The sequence below is a fragment of the Fibrella arboris genome (assembly GCF_041321095.1).
Classification (GTDB): domain Bacteria; phylum Bacteroidota; class Bacteroidia; order Cytophagales; family Spirosomataceae; genus Fibrella; species Fibrella arboris.
The window spans coordinates 128,539-147,045 of record NZ_JBGGWE010000011.1; the positions used below are offsets into that span (position 1 = coordinate 128,539).

18 protein-coding genes are annotated in these 18,507 nt (G+C 55.1%); 8 read left to right on the plus strand and 10 right to left on the minus strand.

Annotation, left to right across the window (positions count from 1 at the left end; all coding sequences use genetic code 11):
- Position 1 precedes the first annotated feature (1 nt).
- Together ACAW75_RS19040 and ACAW75_RS19045 are read right to left on the minus strand one after the other, a co-directional pair.
- Positions 2-640: an LON peptidase substrate-binding domain-containing protein gene (locus tag ACAW75_RS19040; RefSeq protein WP_370730333.1), complete on the minus strand. Its 639-nt coding sequence runs from the start codon at positions 638-640 to the stop codon at positions 2-4.
- 121 nt (positions 641-761) lie between these two features.
- A complete protein-coding gene (locus ACAW75_RS19045; protein WP_370730334.1) occupies positions 762-1,238 on the minus strand; it encodes a gliding motility lipoprotein GldH in 477 nt (158 codons plus the stop codon).
- 93 nt (positions 1,239-1,331) lie between these two features.
- Here ACAW75_RS19045 and ACAW75_RS19050 point away from each other — a divergent pair, with 93 nt between their 5' ends.
- From ACAW75_RS19050 to ACAW75_RS19060, 3 genes are all read left to right on the plus strand, one after another.
- Positions 1,332-1,982 (plus strand): DUF1345 domain-containing protein, encoded by a 651-nt coding sequence (locus ACAW75_RS19050; protein WP_370730335.1) that lies wholly within the window; start codon positions 1,332-1,334, stop codon positions 1,980-1,982.
- Between the two features lie 22 nt (positions 1,983-2,004).
- A complete protein-coding gene (locus tag ACAW75_RS19055) occupies positions 2,005-2,244 on the plus strand; it encodes a hypothetical protein (RefSeq protein WP_370730336.1) in 240 nt (79 codons plus the stop codon).
- Between the two features lie 81 nt (positions 2,245-2,325).
- A complete protein-coding gene (locus ACAW75_RS19060) occupies positions 2,326-3,846 on the plus strand; it encodes a DUF4301 family protein (RefSeq protein WP_370730337.1) in 1,521 nt (506 codons plus the stop codon).
- A gap of 84 nt (positions 3,847-3,930) precedes the next feature.
- Here the strand turns inward: ACAW75_RS19060 and ACAW75_RS19065 are convergent, their stop codons facing one another.
- The 6 genes from ACAW75_RS19065 to ACAW75_RS19090 all read right to left on the minus strand — a co-directional run bounded on the left by ACAW75_RS19065 (position 3,931) and on the right by ACAW75_RS19090 (position 8,664).
- Positions 3,931-4,626: a hypothetical protein gene (locus ACAW75_RS19065; RefSeq protein WP_370730338.1), complete on the minus strand. Its 696-nt coding sequence runs from the start codon at positions 4,624-4,626 to the stop codon at positions 3,931-3,933.
- Positions 4,627-4,713: 87 nt separating this feature from the next.
- Positions 4,714-5,007: a hypothetical protein gene (locus ACAW75_RS19070; protein ID WP_370730339.1), complete on the minus strand. Its 294-nt coding sequence runs from the start codon at positions 5,005-5,007 to the stop codon at positions 4,714-4,716.
- Positions 5,008-5,231: 224 nt separating this feature from the next.
- Positions 5,232-5,720, minus strand: coding sequence for an RrF2 family transcriptional regulator (locus ACAW75_RS19075; protein WP_370730340.1), 489 nt, complete (start codon positions 5,718-5,720; stop codon positions 5,232-5,234).
- A 160-nt stretch (positions 5,721-5,880) separates the two neighbouring features.
- Positions 5,881-7,188, minus strand: a complete 1,308-nt coding sequence (locus tag ACAW75_RS19080) for a flavin-containing monooxygenase (RefSeq protein ID WP_370730341.1) — start codon at positions 7,186-7,188, stop codon at positions 5,881-5,883.
- A gap of 293 nt (positions 7,189-7,481) precedes the next feature.
- A complete protein-coding gene (locus ACAW75_RS19085; protein WP_370730342.1) occupies positions 7,482-7,772 on the minus strand; it encodes a hypothetical protein in 291 nt (96 codons plus the stop codon).
- 115 nt (positions 7,773-7,887) lie between these two features.
- Positions 7,888-8,664: a TIGR00266 family protein gene (locus tag ACAW75_RS19090; protein WP_370730343.1), complete on the minus strand. Its 777-nt coding sequence runs from the start codon at positions 8,662-8,664 to the stop codon at positions 7,888-7,890.
- Positions 8,665-8,816: 152 nt separating this feature from the next.
- On the opposite strand from ACAW75_RS19090, the gene ACAW75_RS19095 reads away from it, so the two are divergent.
- Together ACAW75_RS19095 and ACAW75_RS19100 are read left to right on the plus strand one after the other, a co-directional pair.
- Positions 8,817-9,620 carry a hypothetical protein gene (locus ACAW75_RS19095; RefSeq protein WP_370730344.1) on the plus strand — a complete coding sequence of 268 codons (804 nt, stop codon included), beginning with the start codon at positions 8,817-8,819 and terminating at the stop codon, positions 9,618-9,620.
- A 112-nt stretch (positions 9,621-9,732) separates the two neighbouring features.
- The gene (locus ACAW75_RS19100; RefSeq protein WP_370730345.1) at positions 9,733-10,488 is read left to right on the plus strand and encodes a potassium channel family protein; all 756 of its coding nucleotides are present in this window, start codon (positions 9,733-9,735) and stop codon (positions 10,486-10,488) included.
- Positions 10,489-10,544: 56 nt separating this feature from the next.
- Here the strand turns inward: ACAW75_RS19100 and ACAW75_RS19105 are convergent, their stop codons facing one another.
- Both ACAW75_RS19105 and ACAW75_RS19110 read right to left on the minus strand, forming a co-directional pair.
- Entirely contained in the window at positions 10,545-11,519 is a 975-nt protein-coding gene (locus ACAW75_RS19105) for a polysaccharide deacetylase family protein (protein WP_370730346.1), read from the minus strand.
- Positions 11,520-11,657: 138 nt separating this feature from the next.
- Positions 11,658-11,852 (minus strand): hypothetical protein, encoded by a 195-nt coding sequence (locus ACAW75_RS19110; RefSeq protein WP_370730347.1) that lies wholly within the window; start codon positions 11,850-11,852, stop codon positions 11,658-11,660.
- 227 nt (positions 11,853-12,079) lie between these two features.
- Between ACAW75_RS19110 and ACAW75_RS19115 the strand changes: the two genes are divergently transcribed.
- The 3 genes from ACAW75_RS19115 (at position 12,080) to ACAW75_RS19125 (ending at position 18,415) form a co-directional block, all read left to right on the plus strand.
- Positions 12,080-15,706, plus strand: a complete 3,627-nt coding sequence (locus ACAW75_RS19115) for a VCBS repeat-containing protein (protein ID WP_370730348.1) — start codon at positions 12,080-12,082, stop codon at positions 15,704-15,706.
- Positions 15,707-15,867: 161 nt separating this feature from the next.
- Positions 15,868-16,239, plus strand: a complete 372-nt coding sequence (locus ACAW75_RS19120; RefSeq protein ID WP_370730349.1) for a BlaI/MecI/CopY family transcriptional regulator — start codon at positions 15,868-15,870, stop codon at positions 16,237-16,239.
- Positions 16,226-18,415: a M56 family metallopeptidase gene (locus tag ACAW75_RS19125; RefSeq protein ID WP_370730350.1), complete on the plus strand. Its 2,190-nt coding sequence runs from the start codon at positions 16,226-16,228 to the stop codon at positions 18,413-18,415. The genes ACAW75_RS19120 and ACAW75_RS19125 overlap by 14 nt, the downstream gene beginning before the upstream one ends.
- Positions 18,416-18,507: the final 92 nt, after the last annotated feature.

Consider the following 18,507-nt stretch of genomic DNA (forward strand, 5'->3'; position numbering starts at 1 on the left):
GTTAAAAATTGAGCGGGTCAAGGTTCTTGAAATGGCCATTCATTTTAATGCGATCTTTGGTCCGCTCCATGTCTGCCACCACGGGAATGACCTTGTCCAGATGGCGGATCAGCAATTGTTGCCGTTCATTCTCTGTCTCTATCGTCAGCAATTCATATTCCTGCTCGATAGACAGGCCTACTTTATGAGCAATGCGGTACGAAAACAGCGGTGATTTGGCGGGGTCATAATCCGTCTCGATCTGCAACAGATCATAGAGGCGTCCCAGCCGGTCGAGCAACGGCGTCAGGTACGTTCCAGGTGCGTCTACCGCTTCTGGCTCCAGTAGTTGAACCCGCCCGCCAGCATACAGTTTATCGGGAACGGGATTCTGGAAATCGACCAGCCGGAAAATGCGCAGGCCCTTTGTTTTCACGTCCATACGGCCATCTTCGTAGCGTTTATGCAGGGTTGTGACATGAACCTCGGTGCCGTAGCCGGGCAGCTTGTTATCGATGTAAGCCGGAATACCGAACGTTTTCTCGTCGTCGATGCACTCATCGACTAACTGACGATAACGCGGCTCGAATATGTGCAGATTAAGGTCTTCACCGGGGTAGACCACCAGACTTAGCGGAAAGAGCGGTAGTAAATCAGTCATAGGTAGATTGGTCAAGGGTTTACCAATAGGGTTTCGGGCGTTGGCTTCCTGGGTTGGGGATCACGGCTTCGCGAGACGATGCGCTGGTGTGAGAAACAATCCCCAGACCGAAACCTCCTGGCTACGGGCCGCTTTTTTCGACGCTGATCCCTACGCTGACCACATCGGGCAAGGGATCCTGCCGCATGTATTGCTTTATCCGCATGACATACGTACCTGGCTTGGCAAACCGGTACGACCGCTTGATCAGCACTTTGTTGTCATACAAATCACCAAGTCCTTTACCGCGTGGCTCGCCCGTTTTTGGGTCCATCAGGATCAGTTCATCCAGCCGGGATTCTATCTCATGGCCTTTTTCATCCGTGAGATAACGGGTCAGGTAGAGGTTATAGTAAGGGTACGTCAGGGTATGGCGTAGCGTATAATACAGGTCATAGGGTATACTGGCATCGGTAATGGTGAACCGGAACAAAGGCGTATTTTTCACGTACCACTTCCCATCTGCGATATCGACGTTCTCTTTGTATACCGCGTTCGGGTCCTGCTCACACGCCACCATCAGGGTCAACAGCCCCACAACCAGGCAAATACGTTTCATAGACGATTATTTCGATGCGATCCCTATTTTTAGTTGGGTCGGCTAACTACATTTCCGGCAAAGCTACTCAACGATGGAGTAGGCCCCTACAGTATGCTAAAGCAGATTACCCGTTTAGATGCGCATCACCGGCTGGCTATTGGCCTGGGCAGCCTGCTTCTTACTTATCTGGCCTGTCGCTCCTATGTGATCTGGCCTACGCTGATCCTGCTCATGTATGTCAGCTACGCCACGACAGTCAACGTATTGGCTTGGTTATCAATGGCCTACCTGAAACCACATGAGGCCGTAAAAACATATCGCCTCCAGGATTCCAGCCGCCTGATCATTCTGACTTTTGCCATAACGGCGGCCATAGCCAGCCTGTTTGCGGTTATTTTTCTCCTCGATACGGTCAAAAATATGCACCTCTCCCAGGCCCACATGAGCGCCTACGTGGGCCTGTCGGTGCTGACCGTAATCAATTCATGGACATTGTTGCATACCCTGTTCACCCTACGGTACGCCCACCTGTATTACGATCATCAGCCGGCCGGTGGGCTCAACTTCCCCGATACGCAGCGGCCCGGCTATGCCGACTTTGCCTATGTGGCATTTGGGATCGGTATGACCAGCCAGGTAGCAGACGTGGGGCCAACCAACCAGCGGTTCCGTGGCCTTATTCTCACCCACAGCCTGCTTTCTTTTGGCTTCAATACGCTGATCGTAGCCCTTAGTATCAACGTGGTAGCCAGCCTGTTGTAATAGATCTGGGCTTTGTTACCGGGTGCTTACCTATTTCCCTACCGTCTCATCCCTTTCAGGCCCATGCAATACGGAGAATTCTGGTGCGCTGGCCGGGGGCGGGCAGGCCCACATTAAGCTGCTTGACGGGCCAGGTCGGGTGGTGCAGGAGGTGGCCCGGCAGGGCGAAGTGATGCAGCGGCCGACCCTGGGGCTGGCACTGGTGCAACTGGTTGCCGAAGGGCAAGCCGCTCAGGTGTATCAGGTGCTGATTCAGCGGTAACACTTCGCTAACTTTTCGGTATTACCCTTGCGATAGTTGACCGAAAGGGGCAATTTGCTCGCCTAAAACCCGAAGTTCCGCATGTTTACCTCAACCGATCTCGACCAGATTACCGCACAGGGCACCACCACCCAAACGGTCGACCAGCAGATTCAGCATTTTATCGATGGCTTCCCTTTTCTGCACGTCATCCGCGCGGCTACCGTTGGCGATGGCATTATCCGCGTGCCCGACGAGCAATTGACCCGCTATATCCGCCAGTTCGATGAGCAGGCACCCGACTTAGTCCTGATGAAGTTTGTGCCTGCGTCGGGGGCAGCTACGCGTATGTTTAAGTCGCTGTTTGCCGCACTGGATGGGAAATCAGATAAGGCGACCGATGGTTTTTTTGCCCAGCTACCTGATTTTGCTTTCTACGAAGACCTGAAGGCAGCCATGAGCCGCGACGGGCTCGATCTCGATAAAGCCGTGGCCGACGATGACCGGAAAACGGTACTAACGTACCTGCTGACCGATAAAGGACTCGACTACGGCAGCCTGCCTAAAGGCTTGCTGAAGTTTCATAACTACGCCGACGGCCCGCGCACGCCGGTAGAAGAGCACCTGGTTGAAGGGGCTGCCTACGCGAATAGCGACGGCCGGGTACGTCTCCATTTCACGGTATCGCCCGAGCACCGCAGCCGCTTTGAGGCCCTGATCAAACACGAACTGGCCGACTATGAATCGTGGCTGGGTGTTGAGTTTGAGGTGACCTTCTCTGAACAGAAAAAAGCCACCGACACCATTTCGGTAAACCCCGACAATACCCCTTTCCGTAACGCCGATGGCACGTTGCTGTTCCGGCCAGCCGGCCACGGTGCGCTGATCGAAAACCTGAATGACATCGATGCTGATCTGGTGTTTATCAAGAACATCGACAACGTGGTGCCCGACGAGCTGAAAGAGACTACCGTGACCTACAAAAAGGTGCTGGCTACGGTGCTGCTCGATGCGCAGAAGCAACTCTTCCGCCTTCAGGAACTGCTCGACGCCGACGAGGTCAGCGAGGGCTACCTGACCGAAGCCGATGCCTTTCTGCAAACAACCCTCTGTGTAACGCCCCCGGCTGATTTTGTCAGTCTGAGCGCATCCGAGAAACTAGCCTATTACCGCCAGAAGCTCGACCGGCCCATTCGCGCCTGTGGCATGGTGAAAAACGTAGGCGAGCCCGGCGGCGGACCGTTCTGGGCCAAAAATGCCGACGGGTCACTGTCGTTGCAGGTCGTTGAATCAGCGCAGGTCGACATGGACGATGCCGGGCAGAAGACCCTGTTCGATCAGGCTACGCATTTCAACCCCGTTGATCTGGTATGCAGCCTGAAAAACCGGAACGGACAGAAGTATAACCTACCCGATTTTCGAGATCCACTGACCGGCTTTATCACGGCTAAATCGAAAGATGGCAAAGAACTGAAGGCACAGGAACTCCCCGGCCTCTGGAACGGCGCCATGGCCGACTGGAACACCCTGTTCATTGAGGTGCCCCTCATCACGTTCAACCCCGTCAAGACTGTCAACGACCTGCTCCGCGCCGAGCATCAGCCAGTGGGCATCGTCGATTAGGTCAACTGCTTTGTACACGCCTCGGCCCACCCTGAACCTTAAGCGAGCGATTCAGGGTGGGCCGAGGCGTGTACAAAGCACTCTTTACTCTACTCCTTGCAGGAGACGGCGGTTATCCCGAATCATCGTCAGTGCTAATTCGGCGAATCGGCCATCGAGCGCTTTCATAGCCCGCTGTCGGTAGGTTGTCGTCGGTTTTTCATCATTCCTGGCTAATTCAGTTATATAATGCTGTTCATACTGATTCATGAGGCGCTGCGTTTGCCGGACCATCATGGCATAGTCGGTCCCATCTATTTTACCCCGAAGGCTCTGAAGCGACGTACACATCAGCGCCAGATTAGACGACCGATTAACGATCAGTTCATTTGTAAAAAAAGCTTTCTCAGCCGCCGGTAATGCCTGAACCTGCATCAGGAATTTTTCGGCTGTTTCCCGTTTAAACTGTTTCAGACGAGGGTCCGTGGCGTTGGCCTTCACAAATGATTGATATTGCCGGCTAGCCAGACTAACTGGCTGTTTCATCAGCTCGTCGGCCTGATAGAGTTTACTTTTTCTGGCAAAAATGGCCATGCTCTCTGCTGGCACCCCTTCTTCGTTGGTGGTCGCATCCTGAGGATCAGCAATGTAAAAACTGGCAATACGTAGCGACTGAACGCCTTTCTCGATCATTGCCTGCTCCTTCTGTGCCTGCTGCGTCATCTGCTCCGACGATTCCATTTCCTGGGTACACGCCGCCATGACAACCAGTGGAAGCGCCATAATTATAAATTGTTTCATGATTGTAAGATGATAGACAAGGTGAATCAAACTAGGGAACTCAGTGGCTTACCACCCGCCCACTAGTGTACAGCTCAGCTGAGGCGATCAATAGCCACAGCACATTGATTGCGCAAACGATGGCTCGATGTAGCCAGCTTCTACGGTTGTGTTGCCGGTCCTTTTACTATAAAATGCCGAACCAGCGCCGGTAGCGCCAGAGCAACAACCTGAGCCTGTGGAGACATAATCGAAAGAAACAGTACTACTCCCGTCCTGATAGGCGCATGAGCAGGTATACGTTTTTGCATCAGCTATGTGGCTGATACCGGCCAGCACTACGAGCACCAACAAAGCAATCCACTTTTTTTGGCTCAACCGATTGGTTATGAACGTCGTCATATTTGTTTGGGGTTATTTGAAAGATTATTAGATAGATAAACTGACTACAAACAATAATCATGCAAGCCGTTCTAATACATTAATCTAATCTATCGATTTAATTCCTATTGACTGGACTGCCGTTCAGTCGGCAGAGCCGGTTTAACATGCAAAAGCCCCGACACGGGTGCCGGGGCTTTTGCATGTTAAAATCGATGTATTACTGCTTCATAGGCTGCAGCTCGTCAGGCCGACATCAGGCCAGCGTCGGGTACAGCGCTGGCGGCGGCTCCAATAGCGATCTCTTTTGTTTCCAGCGACTCAAGGTTCTGGAAAGTAAGCAGTGTTGTGTTTTCGTATACGCCCAGGTTCGCGTCACGTACGCGCTCCATAATCGGTTTCAGCGCACAGGTCACTTCGTCTTCACAGTCGTCGCATTTCACATAGAAATTGTGCGAGACGCAAGGCGTTGGGGCAATTGGCCCGTCGATCACGCGTAGGACCTGCGCCAGGTTAACGCGGGCTGGATCGATCCGAAGCAGATAACCGCCGCCTTTGCCTTTCTGACTTTGTAGTATACCGTGGTTACGGAGTTCGAGGAGGATTGCCTCTAAAAATTTCTTTGGAATATTCTCCCGAGCTGAGATGTAAGAGATTAGAACTGGACCTTTTCCAAATTCTTCGGTAAGAACCTTCAATGCCTTGATGGCATACTTTGCTTTTTTGGAGATCATTTAGTTACGGTAGTAATGGGCCGTTCAGCGCGGTTAGGTGAGACAGAAAGCCAACTTTATAGACTTACTTACAAACTGCCAAGTTAGTAACCAACTCTATATCAGTCAAAATTTTACGCGGTATTTCCTTACACTATCATTTATCAAGCCAAAAAGTTCGCTAAACTCTATAGACCGATGTCCGAATTTCACGTTCGATACTTCGCTTGTATGTATGAAAATCGACCTGGAGCGTATGCCGGGCCGACCGGTTGTATCGGCGCTGGTTTCGGGCAGCCTCTGCCCGGATAGAAGCCAGCATAGCCTCCCGATCGGGCAGTTTACAGGTACCGGCAATCAGCCGCGCCAGCCAGATCGCCTGGATTTCGGCCAGCGGCATAATAGCGCCCAACGGTTGAACTAACCCCACAAAATACAGACCCGGATAATCGGGATGCACCACACGCCGATAGAGTTGCAGGTCATTGTCTGCTTCCACGTTGATAAAATCAGGGGCAAAGAACGGGAACGTAACCTTGTAGCCTGTGGCATACACCACCATATCGAACGGTTCGGAACTGCCATCGATAAACGTTACCTCCTTTCCATCGACCTGTTGAATATCGGGTTTGAACGCAATCAGTCCCCGTCCTGCCAGGTTCAGCAGATCCTGCGAAATAGTTGGATGTTCACTCAACAGCGGGCGCTTAGGCACCGGTACGCCATAGTCTTGCTGACGGCCGCGCGCCAGGCGTAGAGAGGCCTTGAGCAGTAAACGCTGCAGTGGCAGAGGCACCCACCACAACATCGGATGGGCCAGTGAATCAAAGGGCAGACTCATCAGCCAGTTTGGGATGATATGCGCCCCGCTCCGGGTCGAGATCACGACACGATTACCCCCATACTGGCGGGCCGCTTCACAGGCAATGTCTACCGCCGAGTTGCCAATACCGACGATCAGCAGGTTTTTATCCCGAATTTGGTCAGGCACTTTATAGTCGTGTGAATGAATGACCTCGCCGGTGAACGTACCTGGAAAAGCCGGGTCGGGGTAGCGGGGATTCCAATGGTGGCCATTGGCGACAATCACGTGCTGATACCAGCGGTGCTGCCCATCGCTGGTACGTACCTGATACCCGCCCGACCCATCGCGGCTGACCTGCTCAACGGCGGTGTTATAGGTAATGGTATCGGCCACGCCAAAGTGCCTTGTGTACGCCTCGAAATACTGGATGATCTGACTATGATGCGGAAACATCGGGTAATGCGCAGGCATAGGAAAATCGCTATAGGCCATTACCCGCCGATTCGTGTTGATGTGTAGCGATTTGTACGCAGACGACAGGCCATTATCGTTGCCGTACCGCCAGTTCCCACCAATAGCTGACCCCTTTTCGAAACAGTCGAATGAGATGCCTTGCTGGTGCAACACTTTAGCTGCCGCAATACCGGAAGACCCCGCCCCAATGATACAGACGGTAGGAGTCATGCGCTGGTTATTGTAAAAAAGGGCCTCAACGAAACAACAGGCAACTCAATGCGCTTCATTTTTGGGTCGGAACACGCTTATTTAAAGAAATTCTTTTCTTCTTCCCGGGGCGAATGTACATTATTCAGCCAAAACTCTATAGAGTACAGGGCCTGCACTCAACAAGTATTTTTCAGCCAACCCGTATCTATATGCTCCTGTAGGCAAAATACAGGTTCTTCTTTGGCTGTTCATTAAAAAAACCGGGTCGATGGCCCGGTTTCAAGGATGCTATACTATGGTCGACCCATGGCCTACACATTGACGTCGGCCAGTTCTTCTTCACGAACAGGCTGGCCCATCAGCGTGGCGAATCGGTTGATGTTGAAGGTGGGTTCAAACCAGACCTCGCCCAGCACCGGATGTTTCACGGGTACGTCGGGGTTCTGAATTTCGGCGAGCAATACGCCCGTTTCGCCAGTGGTATGCTGCTTTACCTGCCTGATGGTATACAGCGTATCGCGCTTTGGTGTTTTCACACCAAACTCAGCATAGAAAGCCAGCACCAGGGCCGGAAAATTGTCATTCGTGCAAATAACTTCCATCACAGTTCATCAATATGAGGTAAAAACGACGGGCAGGAAACGAAAGTTCAGGCTTCATCGGCAGGCCTGCAACCGGCCAATGCAGCGCCAGGTACGTTGCTCTGCCGCGTTGCGCTTACTCAAACAGATTGCCTAGCTGCCCCAGCACAGAACCACCCTCCTTGTTGGCCTGTCCGCCCGCTGGCGACAGCCGCTGGACCAGTTTCGAAATCGGCATCGACTGGATCCAGACCCGGCCGGTACCGCGCAGAGTGGCCAGGAATAGCCCTTCGCCGCCAAATACCATGCTGCGTAGCCCGCCGGCGCGTTCAATACTAAAGTTGATCTGAGGCTCAAACGCCACCACACAACCTGTATCGACACGCAGCACTTCATTGTTCAGTTGTTTCTCCATCACTACGCCGCCCGCATGCACAAACGCCAGCCCGTCGCCCTGGATTTTGGCCAGAATAAACCCTTCACCGCCAAAGAGCCCCGTACCAAACCGCTGGTTGAAATGAACGCCTAACCGGGTACCCAGCGCCGCGCACAGGAAACCGTCTTTCTGCACAATGAGCGTATTCTGATAAATACTACCCAGGTTGATAGGCATCACTGTGCCGGGATATGGCGCCGCGAAAGCCACTTTCCGTTTACCAACGCCCCGGTTGGTGAAGTGCGTCATAAACAGCGACTCGCCGGTGATAAGGCGTGTGCCAGCCTGGAGTAGTTTGCCCATAAACCCCTGATCGGGTTGCGACCCATCGCCCATTTTAGTTTCGAAAACGATGCCATCTTCCATGAAAAGCATGCTTCCGGCCTCGGCAATGACCGTTTCGTTAGGGTCGAGTTCAATCTCAACTACCTGAATATCTTCGCCAATAATTTTGTAGTCGATCTCGTGAGAGTTCATGGTCTGGTTTGGATTAATGTATTGGCCCGAAAACTAGCCGCCTTTCCTACATCACCGATTAAAATCTTGACAAACGGGAAAAATAAAAACCGTAACGGTCACCAGCATAGATGCTGGCCTGAGAATCCCAATTGCCGACTTGTCATTGACGTATGAGTTGGCGCGGGCTGCACCAGCAGACCGGTCAGCAACAACCCAGCGGCAACCATGACAACAAATGGACGGTTTCTGTGCTTTTAACCAATATGATCGCGCTCGCTCTATCGGCCCTGCTCCTCACCACACCGCTCGACAGTATAGCCCCTGCCGACACGCTTCGGAACGGGCGGGCCAAAACGAAGTTTGCGTTTAACCTTGATTTCCGGGACTCATTTCTGGAGCGGCAGCACGTAAATGTTTGGGGAATCAACGCGGGTATCGAGTTTGGTCATAAACGCCACCAGCTCACGCTGGGTTACTACTGGTTGAGCTATGCAACGTACCTGCGCCTGATCGACTGGCACCGTGATGCCGCCCGGCTGGTGAACCTCAATTACTATACCCGCGCCGACCTGTGGTTTGCTAATGTTCAATACTGGCTGAACCTCACCAATAACCGCCGGTGGATGGTCAGTTTCCCGATGGAAGTGGGGGGCGGCGTGGCCTATGCCCTACCGCATACCCTCAGGCAGGATGTTCAGATCGACCGTACCCAGCGTAGTTTCTTTGTGCCCTTGCAGGTGGGTGCTTATAGCCAGTGGAAAGCAACGCGCTGGGCGGGCTTCAGCGTTCAAATGGGCTACCGGTACTCCATCTTTCAGACCGACATCGACCAGAACTTCAACGGCGTTTACTACAGCATCGGCGTCACAATTTATCCGGCTCTGGCAACTGATGTGTGGCGGTTTCTGACAAAAAAAGACCGTATTTCACCCTTGCATCCACCTCAGCCCCGTAGCCCGGTTACACCCGAGTAAATAGTCTTGAGGCCCCGTAGTGCCGAAGCGCCCGCTTCGGTAGTCTGGTTCTGTACGATTACTACCGAAGCGGGCGCTTCGGTACTACGGGCCGGACATAGAAACACTCTGCATGCGTAACGACAACGAGTCTCCGCCACAGCCTTTGCCGCCAATAACCCCGCATCAGGTGGTTATGCTGGTGTTGTCGCTTTATGTGGTGCTGGCGATCGTGGCGCAGGAGTTGGTACCGCTCGACGCGCAGGTACGGCTTTGGCTCGACCGGATCGATACCGGAATCTGCCTGTATTTTCTGTACGATTTTGGCCTTCGGCTCTACCAGGCCCCCGACAAGCTGGCTTTCCTGCGCTGGGGCTGGATCGACCTGCTCGCCAGTATGCCGGCCTTTCACTGGGGCCGACTAGGGCAACTCGTGCGCGTCTTTCGGATTTTGCGGATGCTCCGGGCGTTTCGGGCCGCTCGGAATTTCGTGGTTTATCTGCTTCGTAACCGGGCAAACGGTACGCTGGCGATCGTGTTTGCCAGCGCCATTCTCCTGCTGTTGTTCGGGGCCATCGCTATCCTGTATGTTGAGCGCGGCCTGCCCGAAGCCAACATAAAAACCCCCGCTGATGCGCTGTGGTGGGCGTTTGTCACGATCACCACCGTTGGCTATGGCGATCGTTTTCCGGTCACCAATACGGGGCGGCTTATTGCTGCGGTGCTGATGATCGCGGGTGTGGGCCTGTTTGGTACGTTTACTGGGTACGTGGCCAATTTCTTTGTCGAGGCCGATCAGGCGAAGGAAGACGACGACCTGCAAACGCTCATTCAGGAGGTACGGCAACTCCGCGAGAAGATCGAAGCGCTGGAAAACCGGCAAAAGTGACAGGTTGCCGCACAGAGTCTTGTGGAAATAGCTCTGTGTTCGCTGTGTTTACTTGCTCATTTTACCGCCTTCACCACGCTTGTGGGCATCTCGTATAGCAGCCATGTCCGGTTTTTGATGGCCGTTGCGTTTTGCCGAATAAGACGGATGAAATCGCTGATGCCCAGCGGCTCGTTCCCGTTGGCATGAATCAGCACAAGGCTTCCCGGCCGGGGGGTCTGTTTCTTGGCCAGCCACGCATCAGAGCCAATGGGCAGCAACCCAAACGAGAGCACTTCATCGAACACCAGTTTATCCGAGATAAGCCCCGGAAACCGGAAGAAAGCCGAGGGCGTCAGTCCGTTCTTGAGCATGGCCTGTTCGTTGAGCAGCACTTCGTCGCGGATGTTCGTGTTAGGTTCGAGCAGGAAATTGACCGGCAACGGGCGGCGCGGATCGAACCGATGATGATACGAATGATTGACCCACGTGATGGCCAGATCGCCACGGGCGACCAGGGTTTTCAGGTACGTTAGATCGGCCTGATGGCTGGCCATCCAGAGGCCCGTTATAGTAATGGTCACCGGAATGGGCTTCTCCGACGGTTCAAATGCCTGAATCAACGCGTCAAACACCGATCGGGTCAGGGGTTTTGTAGACGGACAGAGATCGACGGTGAGGCTAAATCCCCGCTCGGTGGTATCGGCCCGTTCCAGGCCTGCATCCTGCAGAGCGCCATCACGCTGCTGTTCCAGCCGCATGGCCCGTCCGTAGGGAGTGTGGTCAACGGCCTGTAGAAGCGCCGGCCACGACAGCGGGCGCACGGCCGCTACGGGGAGCGTGGCCACCGATGTTTTCAGTGTTTGCGGATCGGCCAGCAGGTAACGTACCTGCCCTTCCTGCCGCCATTGTCGCAGCACCATCTGTACTTCCGGGCGGCTGGTCAGTCCGTAATAAACCTGGTAGTTAACGGACTGTGCTACTGAGGAGCTGGTAACTGGCACTAATACTGAGTATAACAAAAAGAAATGGGCACTAAACTGGAAACGCATCGGGACACGGATTAGTCGATCTCTGGTAGCCAATAAAGCCGGAATCCTGCCTGAATTCCGGCTTTATTATGATTGCCAATCCGCTACGGAGCCTGGCAAACGCAATTTTTCCAGGGTTGATCTGCAACCCCAGTCAGTTTAGCTATTGCGGCCACCACCGCCAAACATTTTCGATACCAGCCAGATCACCAGCGCGATAACAACGATTACCCCGATGATACCGGTGTAGGCACCCGCTTTGAAAATATCGCCGATGGCCGCGCAACTGGTCATGGTCAGCGTGAAAAAGAGGGCCAAAAAGGCGACAGGAAGGATACGAAGGAGCGTTTTCATAAACGTTGATAGGTTTTGTGTAATGAACGATTGGCCGAATACCGGCAATTGCACAATTAACCCGCTCTCTCTCACTTTGTTCTAAGCCAATGCTCCTTCATTAGTCTACCGCCCCAAAAGTGTTGGTTGGTGTCGACAGACAGGATAGGCATGTTATCGAAACAACACAAACGAGTGTAGTTTTTCGTCATTACTTTAGCCAGTTCTGAATCCGACTCCTACCCGCCATGCGCTTTTCGCTATTTCTAGCTGCCAATATCCTGCTCACCGGTTGTCGAAACACCGAGCCTACCTTATTTACGGCCCTCGACGCCGACGATACGCACATCACCTTTGCCAATACCCTTACCGAAACGGCCGACCAGAATGTGTTGCAGTATGAATACACCTACAACGGCGGTGGCGTAGCTGTTGGCGATCTGAACAACGATGGCCTGACCGACGTGTATTTCACCGGCAATCAGGTGCCCGACAAACTCTACCTCAATAAAGGGAATCTACAGTTCGACGACGTCACCGGACAGGCAGGCGTGGCGGGCCGGCCGGGGCACTGGAAAACGGGCGTGACCATGGCCGATGTCAATGGCGACGGCTGGCTCGATATCTACGTTTGCTACTCGGCCCTAAGCGACACGGCCGCCCGCGCCAATCAGCTGTTTATCAACAACGCGGGCAAGCCAGGAACCATACCCACCTTCACCGAACAGGCCGCCGCCTATGGCCTCGACGCGCCAGGTACGTTCTCGACCCAGGCCAGCTTCTTCGACTATGACCGCGACGGCGACCTCGACATGTTCCTGGTCAACCACGGCAACATGTTCTATTCACCGTTTTTCAATACCAGCACCGTTCGCAACAAACGCCACCCTTATTTCGGAAATCGGCTGTATCGAAATGAGGGAGGAAAGGGAGGAGGGAGGAAGGGAGGAAAGGAGGAAAGGGAAACGTCACCGAACGGAGCCTCCCCCTCCTCCCTTTCCTCCCTTTCCTCCCCCTTTTTCACCGACGTCTCCGAAGAGGCGGGCATTCATGGCGGGAGTATCAACTTCGGACTGGGCGTGGCGGTTAGCGATTTGACAGGTGATGGCTGGCCTGACCTGTACGTGGCAAACGACTATGAAGAGCAGGATTATTTCTACGTCAATGACCAGCACGGGCACTTTATCGAATCCACGAAAGAGTCATTCACCCATATGTCGCGCAACACGATGGGGATCGATATTGCCGACGTGAACAACGACGCCCTGCCCGACGTGGTGACGATGGATATGCTCCCCGCTTCCTGGGAACGGCAAAAACTGCTGAAAGGCCCCGACGAATACGACAAGTTCCGCCTCATGGTCGACAGCGGTTTTGGTTACCAGCACATGCGGAATATGTTGCATATTAATAGGGGAGGAAAGGGAGGAGGAGGGAGGAAGGGAAGAAAGGAGGAAAGGGAAGCGTCACTGAACGGAGCCTCCCTTTCCTCCCCCTCCTCCCTTTCCTCCTTTCCTCCCTCCTCCCCTTCCTCCCTTTCCTCCCTTCTTCCCTCCTCCCCTTCCTCCCTCTCTTCCCCCCGCTTCGCCGAAGTTGGTCAACTGGCGGGCATCTCGAACACCGACTGGAGTTGGGCGGCGTTGCTGGCCGATTTCGATAACGACGGACGGAAAGATCTGTACGTGACCAACGGCATTGTGCGCGACTTCACGAGTATGGATTTTCTGAAATACGACGTTCAGGCTGCTAAAGAACAGCTTGCCGCCCAGGGAAAGTCGTTGACTACCGACGACGATATCAAGAAGAACCTGCCTACCGCTGACCTGATTGCGAAACTGCCTGCCACCAAAACCGACAACGTAGCTTTCCGTAACCGCGACGGCCTGCAATTCGATGATGTTACCAGCCGATGGGGGCTAGCCGAAGGAGCCGTGTCGACCGGCGCTGTCTATGCCGACCTGGACAACGACGGCGACCTGGATCTGGTGGTGAACAATACCAACGCCCCCGCCGCTGTGTACCGGAACAACGCCGAAACGCTGACGCAGCACCAGCACTTGACCATCCGCCTCATGGGCGAGGGTGGCAACCGCTTTGGCGTGGGGGCGCTGGTGACCGTTGCGCGGGAGGGGCTCACCCAAACGCAGGAACTCATACCGACGCGTGGCTTTCAGTCGGCCGTGGCTCCGGCGCTGACCTTCGGGCTGGGAGCGGGCACGGGGCCCATTCAGGTGCAGGTACGTTGGCCTGACGGCCGCATTGGTCAGATAGCCAACGTTACGCCCAATGCCACACTCACCTGTCGCCAGGCCGATTCGCAACCGTCTGGCCCTCCCACTGAGGCGGAACTGACTGTACCTGGCAGACAACCGAATACGCTGTTCGGCCCGGTTTCTGACGCAGTCATTCCGTTTGTGCATACCGAAAACCCATACGTCGATTTCAAGCAGGAGCCCCTGATTCCGTATCAACTCTCGAAACAGGGACCCGCCCTGGCCGCTGCCGATGTGAACGGGGATGGGCTTATCGACGTGTTCGTGGGCGGCGCTACCGGGCAGGCATCGGGACTTTTTCTGCAACAGGCCAATGGTCAGTTTGCGCTGGCGCCGGGCTGGAACGCGGGTGAAACAGGCATGAATCCGCCCGCCGACGCGGTAGCTGCCCTGTTTTTTGATGCCGATGGCGACCGCGATGCTGACCTCTATGTAGTGCGTGGCGGTAACGAATACGCACCGGGTTCGCCCGCTTATCAGGATCAGCTCTTTCTGAATACCGCCGGGCATTTCTCGTTAGCTCCGCCAGGTACGTTACCCGGTGAGACCAGTCCCGGCAGCTGCGTGGCCGCAGCCGATTACGACCGCGACGGCGACCTTGACCTGCTTGTTGGCGGTCGGGCCGTTCCGGGACAGTTTCCGACTGCTGCGCCATCGTATTTGCTCAGAAATACTGGCAAAGGCAGTACGGGCGTTCCACGGTTTACGGTTGGACAAACGCTGACGCCGGGCATGGTCACCGGTGCCGCCTGGGTCGATGTTGACCGCAACAACGTACCTGATCTGCTGCTCGTTGGCGACTGGATGCCCGTGACCCTGTTCATGAACCAGAACGGGCAGCTTGCCCCGACCAACGCGCAGGTGCTGGGCCTTGCCCAGACCGGTGGTTTATGGACCTGCCTGGTGCCGCACGACCTTGATCACGACGGCGACACTGATTTCCTGCTGGGTAACCTTGGTACCAACGTGCCGTGGAAAGCCAGAGGCGATACCGCCCTGACGATACTAGCCGCCGATTTCAACGAAGACGGCCGCATTGATCCAATCCTTTGCCAACGCGTCGGCCGTGTGCATATTCCCCTTGCTTCACGCGACGAGTTACTGGATCAGATCAACAGCCTTCGCAGAAAATATGTCCGCTACGCCGATTACGCCAACGCCACTGCCGAGACCATGTTCGACGCGGGTACGTTGGCTACCGCCAACGAGCTAATCGTCAACACGCTCAATAGCAGCATACTGGAGAACGTCGGACGGGGTGTATTCAGGCTGAAACCGTTACCTGTTGAGGCGCAGATTGCGCCAACGCAGGGATTTGTGGTACATGATTTCACCGGCGATGGCATTGACGACATTCTGCTGGCTGGCAACTACTACCCCCTCCGCGTGCAGCAAGGCCGCTGCGATGCCGGTCAGGGGTTACTGCTCAAAGGCACCCGAACAGGTACGTACCTGCCTGTCCCCGCACCACAAAGCGGCCTTTACCTGACTGGCGATATTCGCCGTTTGCTGGCTATACCAACTGCCATCGGCCAGTCAAGGCTGGGCACGTTGCTCATTGCAGCCCGTAATAATGGGTCTGTAATGACGCAGCGTAGATAGGCATAAGGTTTTGTGCTGGGTCAGCTGCCAGGGCGCCATACCAGCGAATCGGCTCCTGTACGTATGTTAAAAAATGGTACGAACAACTATTTTTTAGCCAGTCACTTGCATCTACGAAATTATTCGTATACGTTTACTACGAAATTATTCGTAGATAGACTATGCGACCAACCGACTCCGAATTAGAGATCCTGCACGTGCTCTGGAAACAGGGCCCGCGCACAGTACGGCAAGTGAACGACGAGCTAAGTCAGCAACGTGAGATTGGCTACACAACCACGCTGAAACTGATGCAGATCATGCACGAGAAAGGGCTGCTGACCCGCTCTGAAGAAGCCAAATCGCACGTGTATACAGCGGCGCTGGGCGAGCAGGAAGCCCAGGAGACCATGATCGACCGCTTTCTGGAAACCACGTTTCGGGGCTCGGCCTCGCAACTGGTGATGCAGGTGCTGGGGCGGCATAAAGCCAGCGCCGATGAATTGGACGAAATCAAAAAACTTCTAAACAACCTGGAAAATGAATCTGACTAACTGGCTCAGCAGCCCAACAGCCGAAGCCCTGGGCTGGACGCTGATTCACGCCCTCTGGCAGGGCTTCGCGGTGGTACTCGTCATCGCCCTGTTATTGCACACCACACGCCGGAGCAGGGCGGCCCTCCGGTATCAGATCGGCATGAGTGGCCTCCTACTACAGGTGCTGGTCTCGCTGGGTACGTTCGTCTGGTATTACGAGCCGCGTTCACTGGCAGGTCCGATCATGGCAACGCAGCCGATCAGCAACGTACCTGCACCGCTGCTGAACACCACCGACGAGTCGTGGCTGGTGGCCCTCCAAACCTTACTGACCACGCATCTGACCGAAGTGGTTTGGCTATGGCTCCTGGGCGTTGGTGTGTTCGGGCTACGGCTCGTGGGCGGCTGGGCCTATGTGCAACGGCTTCGGACTACGGCCACGCTACCCGTTCCGGCCCTGCTGGCAGAAGCAACGGACCGAATTTCCCGGAAACTGAGCGTGTCTGTCTGCATACAGGTAACTGCCCAAACAACCGGTCCGCTGGTTGTGGGGGTGCTAAAACCGGCCATTCTGTGGCCGGTGGGCCTGCTGGCAGGCCTGAGCGCGGCCGATGTAGACGCTATTCTGGCGCACGAACTGGCGCATGTGCAACGGCACGACTACCTGCTCAATGTGCTGCAATCGACCGTGGAAGCCTTGTATTTCTTTCACCCCGCCTTATGGTGGCTGTCGGCGCGGGTACGTGAAGAGCGCGAACATTGCTGCGACGATCTGGCCGTTTCTATCATCGGCGATGCTCGTGTACTGGCGCGGGCACTGGCGCGTGTAGAAGAATGGCAGCGCGACATGACCACTACGCCAACGCTGGCCATGGCCTTTGCCAGCAAACGGCAACTACTGCTCCAGCGGGTTCGGCGGATACTCGGTGTACCGACCAGTCCCCTGGTGTCGAATGGTAGTCTGATCGGGCTGACCTTGTTTACCGCGCTGCTGGTCAGCGTGTCGGTCTATGCCATCCAGCCTGTCAACCAGCCGAAGCCTGTTCGGGCGGCCTGGCCCAAAGTAACCCGCAAGCATACTGTGAGCAGCGATAGTGAGTATGGCATGATCGACAGCCACCGTATTGGGTACGTTATCTGGAAAGGGCAGAAACTCACCGCCACCCGCCTGGCCAGCCTGCAACGCCAGCTCGATCTGGTCATGGCCGGTCAGCTATCGCTTGATGTAGTGAAACAACCCGGCCGCGACATTCTGCTGACGATCATCGAGAAGAACGTGGCCTTTGATGCAGGCATGAAAGTGCTCAGTGAAGGAATGAGTCACATTGACCTCACGAACATCGAGGTGACGCCGCCCGCCGAATTACCGGTTATGCCCGATGTACCTGCTATAGAGCTGTCTGACCCCACCCTTACCCCCATCATGACCGGCGACACGTCAAAGCTCCGGGCTGTGCAACAGCAGTTGCAACTGATCACTAAACAGATGAAGGAGCTCATGGCCGAACGCCAGCCGGTGGCCGACAAGTTGAGTAAGGAAATGGCGGAGCTGGCGGCCAAAAACAACGATTTTCAGAAGCAAATGAGCCCCTACATGAGCCAAGTTGGCCAGCTGGCGAAGCAGCAACGGGCCTTATCGGCGAAAATGATCGCGCTACAGCGGGAAACCCAGACACTCTCCCGGCAAAAGTCGGCGAAGGCGCAGTCACTGCTTCAACGGAAAGAAGCGCAGGCCGAACAGCTTGAAAAACAGATCGACGAGCTGGACGCACAAATGGAAAAGCTGGACGCTAAACTAGAGCCATTGAACGCCCGCCTGGAGCCGTACCAGCAGCGTATAGACATGCTCGCCGACTCGATCGAAAAACTATACGAGCCAGCCAATGCCCTGTCGGAGCAGATTGGCGCGTTATCGGAGCAAATTGCAGAGCAGGCCGAAAGACAGGCAACAGAAGCCATGCGTCAGGCAGAAGAAGCCTTACATGGTCTGGATGAGGCCGATCGGCCAGCGCGGGCGGCACGGCCACCCCGCCCAGCGCGTCCTGCCCGCCCACCCCGGCCAGCCAAAGCGCCGAAAGCACCCCGCCCGGCGGTGGGTGTCACGCCCGCTCCAGCACCAGCGGCGGCACCAGGCCCCGCGCCGGCACCAGCCGCTTTGCCGAAGCCAGCCACTGCCCCGAACGTACCGAAATGATGAACAGGCGCTAATGCAGCTTGCCTCGGGCAACTTTGCAACAAGCAGTAACCCGCCCCCGTTACCTAGGCTCAGCAGTAGGTAACGGGGGC

Bases quoted from the DNA above. Each gene is read 5' to 3' on its own strand.
- ACAW75_RS19040 (WP_370730333.1), bottom strand. From the start codon at position 640: ATGACTGATTTACTACCGCTCTTTCCGCTAAGTCTGGTGGTCTACCCC.
- ACAW75_RS19060 (WP_370730337.1), top strand. From the start codon at position 2,326: ATGTTTACCTCAACCGATCTCGACCAGATTACCGCACAGGGCACCACC.
- ACAW75_RS19100 (WP_370730345.1), top strand. From the start codon at position 9,733: ATGCGTAACGACAACGAGTCTCCGCCACAGCCTTTGCCGCCAATAACC.
- ACAW75_RS19090 (WP_370730343.1), bottom strand. From the start codon at position 8,664: ATGAACTCTCACGAGATCGACTACAAAATTATTGGCGAAGATATTCAG.
- ACAW75_RS19085 (WP_370730342.1), bottom strand. From the start codon at position 7,772: ATGGAAGTTATTTGCACGAATGACAATTTTCCGGCCCTGGTGCTGGCT.
- ACAW75_RS19075 (WP_370730340.1), bottom strand. From the start codon at position 5,720: ATGATCTCCAAAAAAGCAAAGTATGCCATCAAGGCATTGAAGGTTCTT.
- ACAW75_RS19065 (WP_370730338.1), bottom strand. From the start codon at position 4,626: ATGAAACAATTTATAATTATGGCGCTTCCACTGGTTGTCATGGCGGCG.
- ACAW75_RS19115 (WP_370730348.1), top strand. From the start codon at position 12,080: ATGCGCTTTTCGCTATTTCTAGCTGCCAATATCCTGCTCACCGGTTGT.
- ACAW75_RS19080 (WP_370730341.1), bottom strand. From the start codon at position 7,188: ATGACTCCTACCGTCTGTATCATTGGGGCGGGGTCTTCCGGTATTGCG.
- ACAW75_RS19045 (WP_370730334.1), bottom strand. From the start codon at position 1,238: ATGAAACGTATTTGCCTGGTTGTGGGGCTGTTGACCCTGATGGTGGCG.
- ACAW75_RS19050 (WP_370730335.1), top strand. From the start codon at position 1,332: ATGCTAAAGCAGATTACCCGTTTAGATGCGCATCACCGGCTGGCTATT.
- ACAW75_RS19110 (WP_370730347.1), bottom strand. From the start codon at position 11,852: ATGAAAACGCTCCTTCGTATCCTTCCTGTCGCCTTTTTGGCCCTCTTT.
- ACAW75_RS19120 (WP_370730349.1), top strand. From the start codon at position 15,868: ATGCGACCAACCGACTCCGAATTAGAGATCCTGCACGTGCTCTGGAAA.
- ACAW75_RS19095 (WP_370730344.1), top strand. From the start codon at position 8,817: ATGAGTTGGCGCGGGCTGCACCAGCAGACCGGTCAGCAACAACCCAGC.
- ACAW75_RS19105 (WP_370730346.1), bottom strand. From the start codon at position 11,519: ATGCGTTTCCAGTTTAGTGCCCATTTCTTTTTGTTATACTCAGTATTA.
- ACAW75_RS19125 (WP_370730350.1), top strand. From the start codon at position 16,226: ATGAATCTGACTAACTGGCTCAGCAGCCCAACAGCCGAAGCCCTGGGC.
- ACAW75_RS19070 (WP_370730339.1), bottom strand. From the start codon at position 5,007: ATGACGACGTTCATAACCAATCGGTTGAGCCAAAAAAAGTGGATTGCT.